Below are 18,600 nucleotides of genomic sequence, written 5' to 3' on the forward strand. Positions count from 1 at the left end.
TTTATGTATTTTAAATCTATTTTCCTATTTGTTCGAAATATACCAAATTATTGTAACATAGTTAGAACTGGATTTTTCATAAATATCCAAAAAAATACACTCTAGTCCAGAGTGTATTTTTAGGTTAGAAAACAAATCAATAACTTTATCCATTAGTTCTGTTTTTTATCAGATTCTTAATGAGCAAGTAACTCCCCTTGAGAACGAGAAAAATTGCGAAGAAGAGTATAAAACCCCATAGGCTTACAACAGCATCATCAAACTCCATCTGTCCCCTGCCAGTGATTTTTTGCTGAATTTCGATTGCAAAAACAAGGACTAGCATTACTGTAAAAGTATATATAAAAGAAATGGCTGTAATACTATATTGTGCTAGTAATTTAAAAATGAGATGTACTGAAAAAAATGAAACGATGCCAATAAACCCAAATACCCATAAATGGAGGTCTTTATCTGAGAAGTTAAGCCCAGCATTGGCTGCCATTTCCATAATAATATCATGTATGGAATTGACAATCTCAGCTAATACTTTTATAAATTCTTTCATTATGATTAACTCCCTTTCTAACAAGTAATACCATTATATTAAATTTGTGGCATCGAATGTCGAAAAATCGTATATTCTGGTAAAAAATTATATTTTTTTTATTGTTTATTTTTGGTATTCTATATATGTTGTTCATTTTTAATTGGAGGAAACACATATGAGTTCAAGAATAGACAAAAATACCACAAAGAAGAAAAAGCGAAAATGGCTTAAGATATTAATCTTCACTTTTGTATTTTTATTTTTAATAGTTGGAGGTTATGTATATTCCGTATATAACTCTCTTTCTACAGCAGTAGATACAATGCATGAGCCATTAGAAAGAGGAAAATCAGAAAAAAGAACGAAAGAATTATCATTTAAGAAAGCAGAGCCATTTTCAGTTTTGCTCATGGGAGTGGATGAAAGAAAAGGAGACAGAGGTCGGTCTGACTCACTGATTGTTCTTACTATAAATCCTAATAGTAACTCTGTAAAAATGTTGAGTATACCTCGAGATACAAGAACTGAAATCGTTGGTAAAGGATATGAAGATAAAATAAACCATGCTTATGCATTTGGTGGAGTCGATATGTCTATAGCGACTGTTGAAAACTTTTTGGATATTCCAATTGACCATTATGTTCAAATTAACATGGAAGGTTTCAAGGACATTGTGGATGCTGTTGGCGGTGTAACTGTAAATAATGATTTAAACTTCACTTATGAAGGTACTCACTTTCCGAAAGGGCAGCTTAACCTAAACGGGGAGAAAGCATTGAAATATTCAAGAATGCGTTATGAAGACCCTAGAGGAGATTTTGGCAGACAGGCACGCCAGAGACAAATCATCCAAGCGGTAATTAAGGAAGGTGCTAGCCTTAGTACATTAACTAATTATGGCGACATCTTCAAGGCTCTTGGAAGCAATGTTAAAACAAGCTTAAAATTCGACGATATGGTAACAATCCAAAGCAAGTACAAAGCCGCAAGTAAGGATATGACACAGGAACAAGTTAAAGGTAAAGGATCAAAGATAGACGGAGTTTATTATTATATTGTACCTGAAGAAGAAAAAAGCAGACTTCAATCTATGTTAAAAAAACAGCTAGAAATTTAGTTTAAAATATAATGCACCCCTTTTTAGAAAAAAAGGGGTGCATTTCTTGTATTTTTAAATGAAATACATCTAAAGAGAGATTGAAACTTCAATGACCTTTTAAGCTATTTAAAGCTTTTATTTAAGAATTCTTTAATCTTTTCATCATTGTAAAGCCTCATGTTATTTGATGAATGTCCCCCTTTGACTATATTAAGATACACTTCACCATCATTCTTGACTAATTCATTCTTAAGTCTAATAGAATGGTTTACTGGAACAACTTCATCATCTTTACCATGGAATATAAGGTATGGTTTCTTTGCTAGTTTTTTGGGAAACTGTGCAGGGTTTATTCTTTCTACTTTTTGTTTTGACTTCCATCTCTCTCTTGTTGGTTGATTGTTTATAAACATATCTTCTAAATCATAAACAGGAAATGTTCCTATCACGCTTTTCACCCTATTGGGATATTCAATTACCATTCTGTTCATCGAAACCCCCCCTTCAGATGTTCCCCAGATAGTCCACTTTTTTTCAACAGGAAATTTAGCCTGAACAAAGTCATATGTCTTTATAAGATTTTGCAACTCTTTGTTACTGCCCCATGGTTCTGAGGTATTTGAAACGACCACAAAAATAGCCCCGCTTTGCATTGCTAAATCCCTTTGACGAGTGTAAAAGTCTAAACCTTTTTTGTTATCTTTATAATAGTTGCGTGCATCTCTCCCGTTTCCGGGAATCGCCATGACTACTGGATATCTCTTTAATGGTACTAACTGATATGGCCTACTGATATAAACTTCTTGACCATTCACAACCTTTAAAATGTCCTTTGGCTGAGAGTTAAAATACAAAAAAGCAAGGAACAGTGTTATTACTATTAATACGATTTTTTTCATTATTACTCCTTTATAAATATACTTAATTACTTGAAGTAATTATTGTTTAGTCTTTTATTTCACTAAATGATGTACTTCATAGGTTACTTTAATATAGGGTGGACTTCTAGAACAATGGCAAACGCGACAGAGAAAAGCAAGCAGATGGAATGGAAACCACCAGTTTAGCAAAACATTAGAAATAAAAAAGTGCTCTAAAAAAGAGCACTTCTATTTTATTAAATCATTTCCCAAACGAGAATATCATCTTCCTGTATATTCTTCCTAGCCTTTCTTCCTACAACCATCTCCATATGTTTAGGAGAGATTCCTGTTCCTGGTCTCTTCCAGGTTAACATTTCCTCAGTAATCACTGTACCTTCATTTATATCACAATTTGCAACTAGACTTCTCCTTGCAAATTTTATCGCTTGTTTTTCTGCTTCTAACGGCTCTTTTTCTTTTTGTCCTAACACAGCCTCGAAAATCTTCATATTGTTTTTAAAGACCTTAATATCTTCAGCATCCATTGCATGATAATGGTCATTACCTTCTAGAGTTTTATCATAAGTAAAATGCTTTTCGATGATTCTGGCTCCTAAAAAAGCAGACGTGTTTAATGCCATCATTGATGGGTCAGGTACAGTATGATCTGAATAGCCAATCACATATTTAGGAAAGACTTCCTTTAAATGTGTAATCATTGCTAGATGAGCATCTTCATCTTTGGTTGGATATGATAATACACAGTGCAATAAAGCAATATTTTTATTTCCTTCTTCTTCAATCACACGAACCGCCTCATCAATTTCACCAATTGTTGATGCTCCAGTGGACAAAATAATTGGCTTTCCGTATCTTGCAATTTGTTTTAAAAATGGATGATTCGTTAAATCAGCAGAAGCAATTTTGTATGCCGGCATAAGTTCGTTAAGAAACTCTGCAGATTCAGAATCAAATGGAGTCGACATAAAGTCAATCCCACATTCTTTACAGTAATCAGCAAGGATTTTATATTCATCCACCCAAAACGTATCATACTTTTTAAATAACTGATACTGAGAATCAGATTTTTCTTTTGTTTGGTCCCAATAAGCAGGCGAATTTTTAGAAGCAAGTTTTCCTGCCTTATATGTTTGGAATTTAATTGCATCTGCTCCAGCCTCTGCAGCATCTTTAATCATTCTTTTTGCAAGCTCCAGATCTCCTCCGTGGTTAACACCAGCTTCAGCGATTAAATAAATATTAGAACCATCTCTACTAATTAATGTATTGTTTATTTTCATTATACTCATTTTTCCAGCTCCATTCCTTCACTCATAATAATAGAATAAACTCTCTCAATACCTTTACGCAAATCATGCTTTAGCATTCTCCTGCTCATCAAATCCCTTAAGTCTTTGTCACTTAATAAGCGGGCAAATGTACTAACAATTTCCTCCCTAGATACATTGCTATGCAAACCTAAATTAATAAAACCGTTGTAATTATGGCCGAATAGATGAGTCATCTCTCTATGGTTTTGAGATATAATCACTGCGGGTGTACCCACCATAGCAATTTCATACATTGTTCTTCCTGCCGATGAAAAAATGATATCTGCATTTGCCATATGTTCCGCCATGTTCTTTACGTGTTGCAGTACATTAATTTTCTTTCTAAAGTTCGTAACTATTTCCTTCAGTTCATGAGAGTGTTCATAGCCGGGCCCCACGATAACAGTAATTTCAAAATGTTCTTGGTTGTTCCCAATTGCTTCTAAAGTTTTCTTTGTCAGATTATTAGGATCCGTACCTCCAAATGTAATAAGAACATTGGTAACTTTATCACGTATGGGATTTGTTTTAGCATCTAAGAACTCTGCTCTGGCACAATAATACTTTTCTCCAGTATAAAAATTTTCGGCTGGTACACTTCCTGGATATAGTGCATTAAAGACTCCATCTGCAAATTCAGCACCATCACCGAGATCCTCAAAATTGAAAACAGTTATACCGTTATTTTTCAATTTCAGTATATATTCCTTAGTAGTATTTAAAATATCATTAATAATGATATCAGGATTAATTTCAGAAATCTTTTCAAATAAATTCTCATGATTTATAAGTTCAATTTTAAAATTTTGAGACCTAATAACATCTATTCCAAGTTGATATCTTTCATCCATCAAGAATATTACCTTATGGTCAATAATATGATTCGCAATTGTTAATGCTCTATAAATATGTCCAAGACCAATTTCATTGTAGCCATCCACCCGGATTGCTATTAACTTTTGCTTTAACAGTTTTTCGGCTACCCACCAGTCGGTAGGATTATCTATATCGATACTTTCCTCTTTCTTAACCTCAAATAAGGATACACTTTTTCCTATCCTGTTATATTCAGAAATTACATTACGCCTTGAAACTAACACTGCCCCTGTCTCTCTATACTCACTCGGTAAGTATTGACGATTCTTTCTTTCAGTATATCTTGGATAAAATCCTTCTGCATTTTTCCCCCAGGATAAATGACGGTCATCTACCGCTGTTAACACAGTATCATATTCATTATCAATCAATGTTTTAAACACCTGGTTAATTGTTTCTGTTTTAATCAATGGAGAGGTTGGCTGTATGGTTGCAATATAATTTAGGTCATAGCCTTCTGATTCGAGCTTTAAGATTACATTAAATATTACCGGATCAAGTGGAACTTCATCGGTTGCAAGACTTTCTGGCCTGCGTATTACACGCGCTCCATACTTCAAGGCTACAGATTCTATTTCTTCATCATCTGTACTTACAATAACCTCATCAATGTAATCCGAACCAAGTGCAGCAGTTATAGAATAGCTAATTAACGGCTTCCCGTTCAATAGTCTGATATTCTTTCTTGGTATTCCTTTTGAACCGCCACGTGCAGGAATAATGGCAATATTTTTCATTTTACACCTTCCTTAAATATTATTCATTAAGCTATCTGTTATCTCATCTAGTCTTTTAATAAAAGAAGGTAAGTTTGAATCCAAGGCAACATTATTACCTTTATATTTATCATAATTAAAAATATACTCTTCAATATCCTCTATATCAATAACTGCAAGAATTTTATTCTCTTCCTCCAACCTTTTTGAAAAAAGCACTTGATGATCATCTACATGTTCACCAAACTTATGTTGCCGTGGAACCACGATTGGCTTTTTATTCATTGACATGGGGAGCATAATGCTACCAGGCCCACCGTGTGTAATAACTATATCAGCTTCAGAAGTCATGTGATACATTTCATCAAAGCCTATCATGTTTTTATATTCACAAAAACGGGGCGTATAATCAGAGTAACCGGTTTGAATAAATACATCGTCTTTTAGCTTTCCGCTTTCTTTTAATTCATCCATCTTTTTTAAGAGACGATCAAAAGCCTGCTCATGAGTGCCAACAGTCACAAAAATCATAACACCCCTCCTAATACTTCCCCCTTAGGGTAATGCTTCTTTTGTTCTTCCCACTGCAAAATAAACTTATCAGTAATCGGATAAACGATCTTCCCAGTTAGAGTCGGTAAATCTATCCGATCGTAAACCTCAACGTAAATTAACTTTGACCCAAACAGCTTCCCTAAATAGAAAAAAGGAATAGCTGGGGCGGCACCAGTAGATATTATAATATCAGGCCTTTCTTTAACTAAAATCTTGATTGCTAAGAATGTGTTTTTAATTAGATTTTTGATATTTCTATTGGTTGGATGATAGCACCAATACTTTTGTTCATCCTTAAGAAGCGATCTGCTATCTTGTTTATCAAACGTAACCCAAAATCGGTTGTGCTTTTCCCACCAGGGTCTTAGTTGATACAACTGAGTTAAGTGACCTCCACTCGAACCGACGAGACAAATATTTAAGTTTTTCTTGTTTTCTTCCTGTAAATTATATTTAAACATTGATGGTTGTACCTTCCTTTTTTCTTGTAGCACACTTGTTAACACTTGAGCTATAATTGCAAGTCCTAAAAAAACAACAACTGTTGGAATTGTATCTCCCGCTAAGACTGGAAAAATCCCCATAGAAACAAATCCCATCATTGATGTGTTTAATATTACTAACAACAATAAGTGATCAACTCTCTCTTTTTTTGTCAATAATTTAAATACCAAGTAAAAAAGAATGGCAGCCAAAACAGGGTAAACCACTAAACCAAATAATCCAAAGTTAAGATACCCTTCTCCAATTAAAGTAACTGTTATGCCTCCACCTTGGAATTTTGCATGTGTCATTCCTTTTAAAATTGTACCCAAATTCGGTTGACTACCAGGGAGGTAAACTCCAAAGTCATATATGATTGACTTGCCATACCAAAATTCATTTGTTTTAAATAATTCCACAATTCGCTGAAGATTTATCGGATTCATATATAAGCGGTTCATTAAATGAAAAAAGCCTTCTGTTAAACCTTCCTTGCCGCCTCTTAATGCACCTAGTACTCCAGTGAGGGATAAAAGCACAAAGCTTAATAAAGCAAACAGCTTTAAATTAATTCTTCCTTTTTTAAGAACCATGTAGAACAGAAACATTTGAACTAATACTTTTAAACTCTGAGACCTAGGACCAGTCAGAGAATTAAACAATACTAGTAACACAACTATTAAAATAGTAGATAGTCTCACTTTTCTATATTTTATATAATCATATGCCGTTAAAGCTAAAGCACCAATTGATAAGGATATATAGCTTATTCTATGAATAAAGCCATTTCCCTGCATAGCAGCAACACGTGCGATTTCAGGATTTTCAGCAAAAATAGGAATATTTCCTGCTCTAATAAAAAATAAAGTGGTGAAAATTATCGAAGTTAACAAACCGATTTTTCCTAAAACGCCTAAATAAGTATTGTCTCCTCTAAAATTACCTATAAACACTTTCTTATTTTGCAAAAAAGAAAAAACAAAAATTAGCGCTGTATATCCGATGACAGTATAGTCATAAATATAATTAGCAATTTCGAAGGTGCTAAACCATTTAATTAAAATAAAAGGTAAGAACCAAAGTAAGAAAGAATACATCATAAATAAATTTATTGGATTGGTTATCTGCTCGTAATCATACTCAATATGAACGTATAACATTATTAATATCGAATATAGTATAAAAAGATAAAAATTTGAATTAGATACTAGAAATACAACTGAAATTAATAGAATCATTACTAACCATAACAATTTCTTATATTTTAATAAATACTTACCTATTGAAGACACATGATCGACTCCTTAAGTCTTTTTATTTTGGCATTAAGTTGTCAATATTCTTAAACGACTCAGGTTGTAAAACCTTCGTTTGTTTGAAATTATGGTTGAAAGCAATTAAAAACTGATCCAAAGGATCATCAATGAATCCATACATTCTCTTGAGAAGCACAATGTCGTGATTTATTCCAAATATTATTCGAGGTGTAAATACAGCAGATGAATTTATAGAAATAAGTGTTTTTCCATGAAGATTCTCATTGAGATAAATCAATTCCCATGGATAGTTAGAATTATTAACGTTACTTAATTTGAACTTTTCATATTTATTAATTGAATCTCTCGGATGTAGTTTTATTAATAAATCATTAATATTAAAATTCTTAATTAAGTCTTCAATTACCTTATACTCATTTAATTGTTCGTTTCCATCAATCGAAAAACTTTGATCAAAGAATATAAACTTTGTTTTTCCAAAATCCGGTTGAGGAATATAATCAAAAATTTTGTTAATCAAACCCTTAATTTCACTATTTTTATTAATAGAAGGAATTTTCACTATCCCTCCATTAAAATCTCCTACGTATAAACTAGGTTGAAATAAAAAAAGTTTACTCCCAAGAGATATGTTAAAAATCCTAAAACCGAATGGACTAATAACTTTATTGATTATATTCTTAATACGATTTTTAGTTTCATGACTACTTATTACGTAGGACATCCTGCCTTCTTCAACAAAATTTATACTTAGCTTTTTATTTTTTTTGAAAGAATGGTTTACAAGCAAGTTTGTGAAAAAGCTATGAGTAAACAAATTCAAACTATCATAATCTAATGTGAGTTGTTCTCCAATGAAATTTTCAGGTTTATCAAATGCAAAACTTCTTATTTTTTTATGTTTTAGAAAAGACTTATCATAACTTATTTCTTTATCCTTGACGAAAAAAACATTTGCTATGTTGCTGATGTTTTTTGATTCTTTTTTCAAGTTTCGAAAGACTTTTTCAGCTGAAGCAAAATGATTTGAAATAAAAATATCATTCTTTTCATCTTTAAAAAGCGTATTAATCAATTGAAGAGTAACTATTACATGAAAGGGAGTGCAACAAACAAAAGCATTTTTCAATGGGATTTATCCTTTCTTTTTTAAAAGAACTGATACTTTATTTTTAAGTACAGCTAAATCTCCTTTAGGCACAAACAGGGTCATAACAAGAAGGAAAGCTAAATTAAGGAAAATTTTCACTAAAAGAAGATTATTTAATTGCTGGTATAAGTATAAAAAAGTCAGTAATAGTGTAAACATTCCATACATCATTAACATCTCTTTTTTATAGTAAGGTATATAAAAGATTTTTTGCCCATTCTGATAAGAAACTACACTCATTACAATAAAAGATATAATTGATGCAAAGGCAGCTCCGTACATCCCCCAATTAAAAGTAATGATAAATAAGTAATTTAAGATTAGATTCAGAATGGCTGATATACCCGTTGACATTAATAATAAGTTAGTTTTTTCTTTAAAGATTAACTGTTGATTACTTAGGTAGTATACATTCTTAAATGCATAACCTGCGACAACTAAAGGTATTATCTTCACAGCCTCTTTATATTTGTCATCAAAGAACAAATCTATCAGCTCTTTTGCGAAGAGCGAGAAAGTCACAGAAATAGAAAGAGTTAGCATAACATAATAGAGTGAGAACTTAGAAATGAATAAACTATATTCTTTCATTTTATTGGCGTATCTCATAAAGTAAGAAGACCATGCTTCAATAAATGCTAACGATATGATATCTATTATTTGTCCTATTTGATAACCAAGACTATAAATGCCTACAGTTTCTAAATTAAGAGCTTTGTTCAAAAATATTCTATCAGATAAATTTATAACGAACCCAGAAAGACTGTGTGGAATGATTGGAAGTCCAATCAATAATGTCTTTCTGTAAGTTTTCTTTTCAAATGAAGGTTTTATTTCTTTCTTTATAAGGACTATTGCAATTAATGTAATTATAATTGTAGATCCAAATATACCAACTACTCTTCCGGCCGTACCCATAGTAAGAAAAATGATCAGGGCCAGACTTATAATTGAATCTAAAGACATATATAGTATCTCTAATAATGAATATTTAACTGATTGATTTCTAGTTTGATACAGCTTGAGCAATAGCTGATATGGAATAATCAGCAATGAAGAAACAAGGACATATATACCAAATTGCCAAAAACTTACTCCATCAAGGAACCATTTAAATAATTCTTCACCAAAACTAGTGAATATTATAACAAGAAGTAAATCTATAACGAAAGTGCCAATAAGTAATGTCGAAAAAAAGGTACGAAAATCCCTTCCGGCACTCTCGTACTCATAATAAGTTTTTTTAATTGTCACGACCTGACCAAGACCAAGAATACTTATCATAATCGACTTAAATAAAAGCAACAGTGAAACAGCGCCAAATTGCTCTACAGTCAAATAATTTGCATAGACAGGGAGCAAAGCAACATTTAAGCCTTTAGATAACAAGGCGGCAATAATATAAATTATTCCATTGATACCAATACTTCTTATATCCTTATTCACTGTGTTTACTTAACCCTCTTTTTTTAATTTCATCTAGAATACTTGCATTCAATTCAGTTTGAAATAAATCTATATTATTTTTAATTTGCTCCCTTGGCCAATCCCACCAAGAGAGCTTTTCTAACAACCCAATTTCACTCTCAGTAAAACGGTACCTAATAATTTTCGCAGGGACACCAGCTACGATCGCGTATGGCGGAACATCTTTTGTTACTACTGACCCTGCCCCTATTATGGCACCATTTCCGATATCTATTCCAGGAACTACGACACTGTTACAACCAATCCATACATCATTTCCAACTTTCGTGCGTACTTTATGTTGAGTATTTTCATTTACAAAATAACCGGCATATGGAACGTAAGGGAAAGCATGAGTAGTAATATTTTTGACAGGGTGATTCGTAGCTCCTATAGTAACATCCCAAGATATTGAGCAAAATTTCCCTATATCGCAATAATTCACTTTAGAATATCTGCCAATAGAGGTATACTCTCCTACTGAAGAATGGACTAAAGAAGCATGATGGGATATGATAGCCCCTAAATCAATTTTTGATTCAGAAACATCAGCTTTCCAATTTAATTGTACGCCTTTTTTTCTATAAGACAGAAATGTTTTAATTTTATAGAATTGATGTTTGATTTTTTTAAATAACACTAGTCAACATCCCTTTAATAACTAAATCGATTCAATAAACTGCTTCATATTTTTGTAATACCCATCAATCACTTCGTCAATTCCATTAAAACGGTTAAATCCATTGTGGATTTCTTCCTTCATATAGGAAATGACTTCATCGCTAATATCATTTTTCGCTTTGAAATTACCGATTGATTTATTAATGCCTTTTTTAATCCATTTATTCTGGAACTTAACAGAAGCATTTCCGATTGAATTACTCTTATATGCATTAATTCCGCTTAAATTGAGTAAATTGCAAAAACCAGTACCGCGTCCATCTTCATTGATTAAGAAACTTGGTTTTCTTTCGCTTAAGAAATAGAGATGTGCATGAACTCTATACCCAATATGAAGGTCAGTTTCACTGTAAAAATCAATTTTGGATAGATCACTTGAAGTATCCATTACTTCTAATCCAAGTCTTTCTGCCTCTTGTGCCATCTTTTCAAGGTGGATTCCCTCGAGCAATCCAGTGCCCTCTTCCCTACCGGTACCTCTATGGAAAGAAGCATAGATTTTTGCATCTGGAAATTCTTTCTTTAATGATTCCATTAGGCGAATGCTCTGATTTGCATACAGAGGATCCTGTGGCGTAGTGAATACAATCGTTTTAATTTCAGAAGGTTTACGTACACCCGTATTCAAGTATTCAAGATTATACAACACTGGACATCCAGTCATATTAATAGGATTAATCCCATTCATTTCAACTACTCTTTTTGTGAAATAATCACGGCAGCTAAGACCATTGTTTTGGGCTGCTTTGTTAAGTAATGCTTTTGCACTCTCGGTAAATTTGTAATTATTCATAACCTCCTGGTCACCAGTTACACCGTACCACCCTGCGCCAAGGATATATATAGGGACCTTAATATCATCAAGGTTCTTTGTTAAGGGGTACACATTCGGATACATATCTTGTTTATATCCTGGCCCACCACAAATGATGATACCATTTGATTGATTAACAATATCGAGTTTTTCATCAAGTGGTTCCCAAGAATTAAACTCTTTAAATTCTTCTGTAGGCTTCAAATGTTTTAAAAGTTTTAAAGAGCGGTCTCTAATAAGAAAATCGCCCACATTCTTTTTCGCGCCAGTCAATACAATATACATGTTATCTTCCTTTCAGTTCCTCTAAGCAGTATTTTAATAAGCATTCTTGGAAGCTACAATTTCCCTGAAAGTTTTAAAGATAATTTTCAGATCGAATAAAACGCTTCTCTTTTTGATGTATTCTAAGTCCAAATTGACCATTTCTTTAAACCCTAAATTGTTCCTTCCGCTTACCTGCCATAAACCAGTACATCCTGGAGTTACCATCAGCCTTTGTTTATCATACTCTGTATACTCATCGACTTCTCTTGGTAAAGGAGGCCTTGGACCAACTAGGCTCATCTCACCTTTAACTACATTCCACAATTGAGGCAATTCATCAATGCTGGTTTTACGGATGAATTTACCTATCCTAGTTATGCGCGGGTCTTCTTTCATTTTAAACATTGCTCCAGACACTTCATTCCTATCCAATAGCTTTTGAAGAATATTCTCCGCATCTATTACCATTGAACGGAATTTATACATTTGAAACACTTTACCATTACGACCGACTCGAGTTTGCTTAAAAAAAATCGGGCCTTTTTGGTCCTCTAATTTAATTAGCAACGCAATAAATAGAAATAGCGGGGCCAAAATGATTAGTCCCATTAACGCACCTACAAAGTCAATCTTCCTTTTTAGAAAGCTATAAACCTTTTTTTCTTCTATTTCATTACTATATATATAGGAAGCTTGTATGCTATCAATTCTTGAATCCTGTAATCCCATAAGTATTGTTTCACATCCTACTATTTAGTGAGAAATTTCTTTTCCTTTTGTAGTGTATCCTGTAAGTACTGCAGTATTTCTTCCTTCAACTCAGGCCTTTGTAAAGCAAATTCTATACTTGTTTTTAGGAAACCAGGAACTTCTCCTACATCATGTCGCACCCCTTGGAAATTATATGCGAATACCTTATTCCCAAAAGTTAAATGGTTAATAGCATCCGTTAACTGTATTTCTCCACCAGCACCAATTTCCTGCTGTTCAAGATATTCAAAAACTTCAGGAGTTAAAACATATCTCCCCATAATTGCCATATTCGATGGGGGATTACTTTTAGGTTTTTCCACAAGTTTAGAAACTTCAAAAAGTCTTCCTTTTTGGTTCCCGCTGTCAATGATGCCATATCTTGATGTTTCTTCATGTGGAACTTCCTGTACTCCAACAACACTAGAATTTGTTATTTCATATTGTTGTATTAGTTGTTTTATACAAGGTTCCTCAGCTTGAACAATATCATCTCCAAGTAATACAGCAAAGGGCTCATCACCAATGAATTTTCGCGCACACCATACAGCATGACCCAGACCCTTTGGCTCTTTTTGCCTGATATAGTGAATATCCACCATGGATGGCTGTCTAACTTTTTCAAGAATATCAAACTTTCCTTTTTCCACAAGATTTTGCTCTAGTTCAAACGAGTTATCAAAATGGTCTTCTATTGCTCTTTTTCCTTTGCCCGTTACAATTATAATATCCTCGATCCCTGCCGCTACAGCTTCTTCTATTATATATTGAATAGTAGGCTTATCCACGATAGGCAACATTTCTTTTGGCATTGCCTTGGTTGCTGGCAGAAAACGGGTTCCTAATCCAGCAGCAGGAATTATAGCCTTTTTAACTTTTTTCAAGTAAACCCCACCTTTGAAACACAATTATAATTTATTCGTAACAATCGAAATCACCAAAACAGTTTAGCATACATCCCTTTTTCCAACAATGGAAATTTTTCTCTGATTAGAACACTAAATAATGCTTACCATTACATTTTATTACAAAAACCTAATAATTCAACCATCTTTCGACGATTACCAATTATTAGGCACTTTAAACTTATGTTACATATTTGTGACAACCCTCAAAATAAAATTAAACTTTTCGGCATTTTAATTATACTACTATTCTTCTTCGAAAAGTTTAAAGATTATAGCAATTTGGCAGATTAAAAAGCAAAAACTTGTAGATACATCAGCACAGCAGATCATCTACAAGCTATTAGGATATTTGTATAACTATTAATGTTTGGTCAAAAACATTTAATTTTTTATCTATTTTTAAATTCACCCAAAACATTATTCATAATCCTAGTAAGTTTAGCATCCACTGCCAAGCTCCCCCCAAAGGTAATCGAACCAGTAGAAAATACACCCCCGCCTCCGGGATGATCATAATAAACCATATGTGCCCCTGCACCGATTGTATTAGTTCCTTTTGCGAGTATGATAGCATTCTTTGGCGTATATCTGTCCGCCTGGTCAGTTTCCCAGCCGGATGCCCCTCCTGTTGAATTGTTTATTTTGTTTAGACCCTGTGTACCGATTAGGTCTCCATTTTTTATGCCTGTGTTAGCAAAAATCCAGTGGTCTGCATTGCTCACCTTATATGGAGCAGGTACAGAAAACCCTGTTGATCTGTAGCCAACTCCTATTAGTGCTGTTTCTGGCTTTCCAGTTTGATAAAACAAGCCTCCGCGTTCACCTGTAAATGAGTGTTTGCCGCCATCTTTTCTTACTTCAATCTGATCACTCTTTAGAGCAGCCCTCCAATAGATTCCGTTTCCTGAAAGATATAATACATTGCCTCCATTTTTCAGATGGTTTTGAAGTCCGTCATACATTCGGGTTGACCAATATTCACTATGGGTGCTAATGATAATGGTTTTGAATTTACGGATAAGGGCTGGATTATCGTTAAAGTCCCTTTCGGTAAACATGCTGTATGAATGGTTATTCCTCTCTAGCCAGCCTATTATATGCTTTTCACCGTTAGCGAGGTGTCCTATATTTCCGGATGGATCTGCACCGGGGTTAGGTCTGTCAAAACTGACAAATTCATTATATTTTCTTGCTCCATTTACAATACTGTAGCTGTACAAACTCTTCCCGCCCCAGCTGTTGTATGCTTGCCAGGTATTTGTCGATGCCAATACTCCGATATCCGTAAAGGCAGGCGTTTTTTCCTTTACAATGAAGGTTATAAAAAAGCTATTTGCGCCATCGTATACCTTTGCCGCATACATACCAGTACTCCAACTGGACGGTATCGTGAACTTATAAGCAGTATCCCAAAGTGCCCCCTCTTTATAGGCATCATTGAAATAATTTTGAACGGTACCTTTAATATTATTATTTATGCTGGAAACTATTTTTTCCTCTTTACCATATCTCATAAAATCTATTGAAAAATTCGCCTGAGGAGAATGAATCTTTAATTCTATTGTCTCACCTGGATAATAGCTTAATTTATTCGAGTACCCTTCAATTGAATGGGTATTTTTTATAGGATATAAGTTCCCGGCAACCGATTGCTGTACCGACGATGTTCCCCCAAGAACTGTGATAGATTCTGCATTACCCGGAAGCAGTATTTTTTTTATGGACTCCGGCACATTTGCCGGCATCGTAAGAAGCATAGGGGCTTCCTGTTTCGCCGCAAGCACGGATCCGGTTAAGGCATCAGCGAAAGTTAAACCGGTTGAAATAAAGAACCGGTTGGTATTTAAATTTAAATCCTTAATCACGTTTGCAGACACTTCAAATCTGTCTTTTCCGCTTATCCGTTTTCTGCCTGGCAAGCTGTTAAATACCTCCGGCCCTACACTGCCCTCTCCTCCCACAACAATTACCTTTGTCCGTCCCTCCAATGCCTTTTTTGTTATATCCGGAAGACGGTCCTTTCCAGTCAAAAGAATCGGATAGCCGCTTCTTGCTGCATAAGGTGCAATCGATAAGGCGTCTGGGAATTTCAAACCATTAGCGATAATGGCAGTATCAGAAGGCCCTAATGATCTTGAAATATTGGAGGATACCTCAAATCTGTCTTTCCCGCTTATTCTTGATGCAGCTATCCCCATTTTCTCAAGTTCAGTCTTAATGCTATTAGAAATACTTGCTGGCCCTCCAACAAGGATCGCTTGTTTTGGGTTCAATCTACTCAGCTCTTTTTTCGTCTTATCTGTCAGAATATCTGCCTGTGTCAATAGAACAGGCGCATTATCCTTATAAGCTAACGGCGTTACCGCAAGGGCATCTGCAAATGCTTTGTAGTTTGTTATATATACCTTCTCGCTGCCGCCAGGCCACCCTTTTACGGCAACCTCAATAGCTACATCAAAACGGTCATTTCCACTTAACCTTGAAACGTTACCTTCCGCCGCTGCGTGCTTTGTACTTCCGAGTACAAAAAACACCAAAATAATAAACAACAGTTTCATCCTCATCCTAAAACTTCCCCCAAATATTATTCTCTATATATCTCCTTTTCTATTATCGGACCTTCTTCCTTAGCCTTAATTGAAATTAACAATTTAATTCCAATTAACTTTTAGACGATTTAGCCGATTAAAATAGTGACTAATTTTTAAAAAAATTTCCCTCTGCACAGGATTACTATCAAAGGAGAAACATAATGAAGATTAAGCTAATATCACTCACGTTTTTGACAACTTTTACTCTTTGTCTCCTGGTCACTCCCCAACAGGCGTTAGGTAAGGAAACAACTGAGAAAATTGTTCTTTTCAGGGATGCAGTTAACCGGCATTTAATTGAGTCATACGAGGGAGTCATTATCGAGGAGTATAAGAATATTCCCGCTGTAAAAATAAATATTAATGAAGCAAAAATATTATCACTACAGTCAAACTCACAAATTTTATTAATTGAAGATGAGCAGAGAGTCGAAAAAAGCGGCCAAATGGTTGAGTGGGGAGTAAAAGCCATTCAAACCCAAAAAGCCTGGAACAGTCATTACACAGGCAAGAATGTAAAGGTTGCAATAATGGACAGCGGTATTTCTCCACATGAAGATTTAAAAATAGCAGGCGGCAAATCGTTTGTGTCCTATACTGCTTCTTATAAAGATGATTCTGGACATGGAACCCACGTTGCCGGGATAGTAGGGGCACAGAACAACGGATTAGGCATCGTAGGAGTTGCGCCAGACGCCAGGTTATATGCACTGAAGGTTTTAGACAGAAATGGGCAAGGCTATCTGTCCGATATGATCGCTGCAATCGATTGGGCAATTACTAATAATATGGATGTTTTAAATTTAAGCCTTGGCTCCATGGAACCTTCTTATGTACTGGAAAGAGCTCTGAATAAAGCTTATAAAAGCGGAATGTTGATTGTCGCCGCGGGAGGAAACGAAGGAACGAGTACTGGCAATGGAGATAATGTTGCGTACCCTGCTAAATACCCTGCTGTAATTGCCGTGTCTGCAGTTGATCAAAATAAAGTTAGAGGGAGCTTCTCCGCAACGGGAAATGCTATTGAGTTTTCTGCACCGGGAGTGGGAATTGTAAGTACACATTTGGATAACAAATATGTCAGCTATTCCGGAACCTCCATGGCTACCGCATTTGTAACAGGAAGCCTTGCATTATTGAAAGAAATGTACCCTGATTTATCTGCCTCTGCGCTGCGTGAAAAGCTGGGAAGGAATGCTCTGGATCTAGGGGCTTCTGGAAAAGATTCCTGGTATGGATTGGGGTTAGTCCAAACACCACTCACTCCGGAGAGGCTATCAGGTAAAGACCGCTTCGAGGTTTCCGCTAACATTTCCCAGAAAGGCTGGGATTCAGCTGATACTGTATTTATCAGCAATTATAATGCTTTCGCTGATGCTTTATCAGCAGCACCGTTAGCATACAAATACAATTCACCTATCCTTTTGACTCAAGCTGGCAGCCTAAATCCAGTAACTAAACAGGAGATCACAAGATTAAAGGCTAAGAACATTGTGTTGATAGGCGGGAGTGGAAGTCTTAATGACTCGATTGCGAAAGAATTGAGGGGTATGGGAAAAAACGTAAGAAGGATTGGCGGACAAAACAGATTTGAAGTTTCAAAGAACATTGCATTGGAATTAGGAACTTATCAGACCGCCATAGTAGCTAACGGCTTGAATTATCCTGATGCGTTGGCCATCGCACCATTTGCTGCAAAAAATGGATTTCCTATATTGCTCACTCGTCCAGAAGCTGCTTCTAGGGAAACTTTAGAGGTAATCCAAAAGAAGAATGTCCAAAATACAATTATTGTGGGCGGAGAGGCAAGTGTGAGCAGAAATGTCTCCTATAAGATGCCGAAACCAGTTCGTATTGGCGGGAAAGACCGCTACGAGGTCGCATTGAATATATTTAATAAGTATTTCGCCAATACTGGGAAACTCTACTTTGCCACAGGAACAACTTTTGCAGATGCATTAACCGGATCCGTATTAATCACAAAGGAAAATGCCACCATCCTGCTTACTGGAAAGGATACACTGCCGGGTTCAGTTTCAGACACTTTGGCAAAACGCAAGATCCAAACTTACATTATTTTAGGTGGAACAGGTTCAGTTGGCAGTAACGTCCTATCTTCGCTTAGTAAATAACCGTTTAAAAAACCAGTTGCTAATCAATTGGTTTTTTATATTTTAGAAAAAAATAGCGGATTTTGTCTAAAAGTATTTGTATCTTAAAGAAATTAACCCATTTATACTATT

General features: G+C 34.9%; 15 protein-coding genes. 2 read left to right on the forward strand and 13 right to left on the reverse strand.

The genetic code is table 11. The features are described from left to right. Window positions 1-145 precede the first annotated feature (145 nt). Complete coding sequence (locus FS736_RS13520; protein WP_144478106.1) at window positions 146-547, reverse strand: hypothetical protein; 402 nt, start codon at window positions 545-547, stop codon at window positions 146-148. Window positions 548-704: 157 nt separating this feature from the next. Between FS736_RS13520 and tagU the strand changes: the two genes are divergently transcribed. Next, entirely contained in the window at window positions 705-1,646 is a 942-nt protein-coding gene (tagU, locus tag FS736_RS13525) for a polyisoprenyl-teichoic acid--peptidoglycan teichoic acid transferase TagU (RefSeq protein WP_144478108.1), read from the forward strand. A gap of 104 nt (window positions 1,647-1,750) precedes the next feature. Here tagU and FS736_RS13530 read toward each other — a convergent pair whose 3' ends face one another. From FS736_RS13530 to FS736_RS13585, 12 genes are all read right to left on the reverse strand, one after another. Beyond that, complete coding sequence (locus FS736_RS13530) at window positions 1,751-2,527, reverse strand: alpha/beta hydrolase family protein (protein WP_144478110.1); 777 nt, start codon at window positions 2,525-2,527, stop codon at window positions 1,751-1,753. A 218-nt stretch (window positions 2,528-2,745) separates the two neighbouring features. Further along, entirely contained in the window at window positions 2,746-3,801 is a 1,056-nt protein-coding gene (locus tag FS736_RS13535) for an N-acetylneuraminate synthase family protein (RefSeq protein ID WP_144478113.1), read from the reverse strand. Next, window positions 3,798-5,435, reverse strand: a complete 1,638-nt coding sequence (locus FS736_RS13540) for a cytidylyltransferase domain-containing protein (protein WP_144478115.1) — start codon at window positions 5,433-5,435, stop codon at window positions 3,798-3,800. The genes FS736_RS13535 and FS736_RS13540 overlap by 4 nt, the downstream gene beginning before the upstream one ends. A 12-nt stretch (window positions 5,436-5,447) precedes the next feature. Next, window positions 5,448-5,945 (reverse strand): glycosyltransferase, encoded by a 498-nt coding sequence (locus FS736_RS13545; protein ID WP_144478117.1) that lies wholly within the window; start codon window positions 5,943-5,945, stop codon window positions 5,448-5,450. Continuing rightward, window positions 5,942-7,744: a PssD/Cps14F family polysaccharide biosynthesis glycosyltransferase gene (gene pssD / locus FS736_RS13550; protein WP_144478119.1), complete on the reverse strand. Its 1,803-nt coding sequence runs from the start codon at window positions 7,742-7,744 to the stop codon at window positions 5,942-5,944. The genes FS736_RS13545 and pssD overlap by 4 nt, the downstream gene beginning before the upstream one ends. Before the next feature lie 22 nt (window positions 7,745-7,766). After that, window positions 7,767-8,858, reverse strand: coding sequence for a polysialyltransferase family glycosyltransferase (locus FS736_RS13555; protein WP_144478121.1), 1,092 nt, complete (start codon window positions 8,856-8,858; stop codon window positions 7,767-7,769). Between the two features lie 6 nt (window positions 8,859-8,864). Then, window positions 8,865-10,325, reverse strand: a complete 1,461-nt coding sequence (locus FS736_RS13560; RefSeq protein ID WP_144478123.1) for a lipopolysaccharide biosynthesis protein — start codon at window positions 10,323-10,325, stop codon at window positions 8,865-8,867. Beyond that, entirely contained in the window at window positions 10,318-10,986 is a 669-nt protein-coding gene (locus tag FS736_RS13565) for a CatB-related O-acetyltransferase (protein ID WP_144478125.1), read from the reverse strand. Before FS736_RS13565 ends, FS736_RS13560 begins: the two co-directional genes overlap by 8 nt. 21 nt (window positions 10,987-11,007) lie before the next feature. Continuing rightward, the gene (locus tag FS736_RS13570; protein WP_144478127.1) at window positions 11,008-12,126 is read right to left on the reverse strand and encodes a polysaccharide pyruvyl transferase family protein; all 1,119 of its coding nucleotides are present in this window, start codon (window positions 12,124-12,126) and stop codon (window positions 11,008-11,010) included. A 33-nt stretch (window positions 12,127-12,159) separates the two neighbouring features. Continuing rightward, on the reverse strand, window positions 12,160-12,837 hold the full coding sequence (locus FS736_RS13575; protein WP_144478129.1) for a sugar transferase: 678 nt from the start codon (window positions 12,835-12,837) through the stop codon (window positions 12,160-12,162). A 20-nt stretch (window positions 12,838-12,857) separates the two neighbouring features. After that, on the reverse strand, window positions 12,858-13,742 hold the full coding sequence (galU, locus tag FS736_RS13580) for a UTP--glucose-1-phosphate uridylyltransferase GalU (protein WP_144478131.1): 885 nt from the start codon (window positions 13,740-13,742) through the stop codon (window positions 12,858-12,860). A gap of 413 nt (window positions 13,743-14,155) precedes the next feature. Then, window positions 14,156-16,330, reverse strand: coding sequence for a N,N-dimethylformamidase beta subunit family domain-containing protein (locus FS736_RS13585; RefSeq protein WP_144478133.1), 2,175 nt, complete (start codon window positions 16,328-16,330; stop codon window positions 14,156-14,158). A 188-nt stretch (window positions 16,331-16,518) separates the two neighbouring features. On the opposite strand from FS736_RS13585, the gene FS736_RS13590 reads away from it, so the two are divergent. Beyond that, entirely contained in the window at window positions 16,519-18,489 is a 1,971-nt protein-coding gene (locus tag FS736_RS13590; RefSeq protein WP_144478135.1) for a S8 family serine peptidase, read from the forward strand. The last annotated feature ends 111 nt before the right edge of the window (window positions 18,490-18,600 follow it).

It is taken from the genome of Cytobacillus oceanisediminis 2691, assembly GCF_007678455.1.
In the GTDB taxonomy this organism is placed as follows: Bacteria; Bacillota; Bacilli; order Bacillales; family Cytobacillaceae; genus Mesobacillus; species Mesobacillus oceanisediminis_A.

What these genes read in the sequence shown, in the direction of transcription:
- FS736_RS13520 (WP_144478106.1), bottom strand. Translation starts at nt 547, where the DNA reads ATGAAAGAATTTATAAAAGTATTAGCTGAGATTGTCAATTCCATACAT.
- tagU (WP_144478108.1), top strand. Translation starts at nt 705, where the DNA reads ATGAGTTCAAGAATAGACAAAAATACCACAAAGAAGAAAAAGCGAAAA.
- FS736_RS13530 (WP_144478110.1), bottom strand. Translation starts at nt 2,527, where the DNA reads ATGAAAAAAATCGTATTAATAGTAATAACACTGTTCCTTGCTTTTTTG.
- FS736_RS13535 (WP_144478113.1), bottom strand. Translation starts at nt 3,801, where the DNA reads ATGAGTATAATGAAAATAAACAATACATTAATTAGTAGAGATGGTTCT.
- FS736_RS13540 (WP_144478115.1), bottom strand. Translation starts at nt 5,435, where the DNA reads ATGAAAAATATTGCCATTATTCCTGCACGTGGCGGTTCAAAAGGAATA.
- FS736_RS13545 (WP_144478117.1), bottom strand. Translation starts at nt 5,945, where the DNA reads ATGATTTTTGTGACTGTTGGCACTCATGAGCAGGCTTTTGATCGTCTC.
- FS736_RS13570 (WP_144478127.1), bottom strand. Translation starts at nt 12,126, where the DNA reads ATGTATATTGTATTGACTGGCGCGAAAAAGAATGTGGGCGATTTTCTT.
- FS736_RS13575 (WP_144478129.1), bottom strand. Translation starts at nt 12,837, where the DNA reads ATGGGATTACAGGATTCAAGAATTGATAGCATACAAGCTTCCTATATA.
- FS736_RS13585 (WP_144478133.1), bottom strand. Translation starts at nt 16,330, where the DNA reads ATGAGGATGAAACTGTTGTTTATTATTTTGGTGTTTTTTGTACTCGGA.
- FS736_RS13590 (WP_144478135.1), top strand. Translation starts at nt 16,519, where the DNA reads ATGAAGATTAAGCTAATATCACTCACGTTTTTGACAACTTTTACTCTT.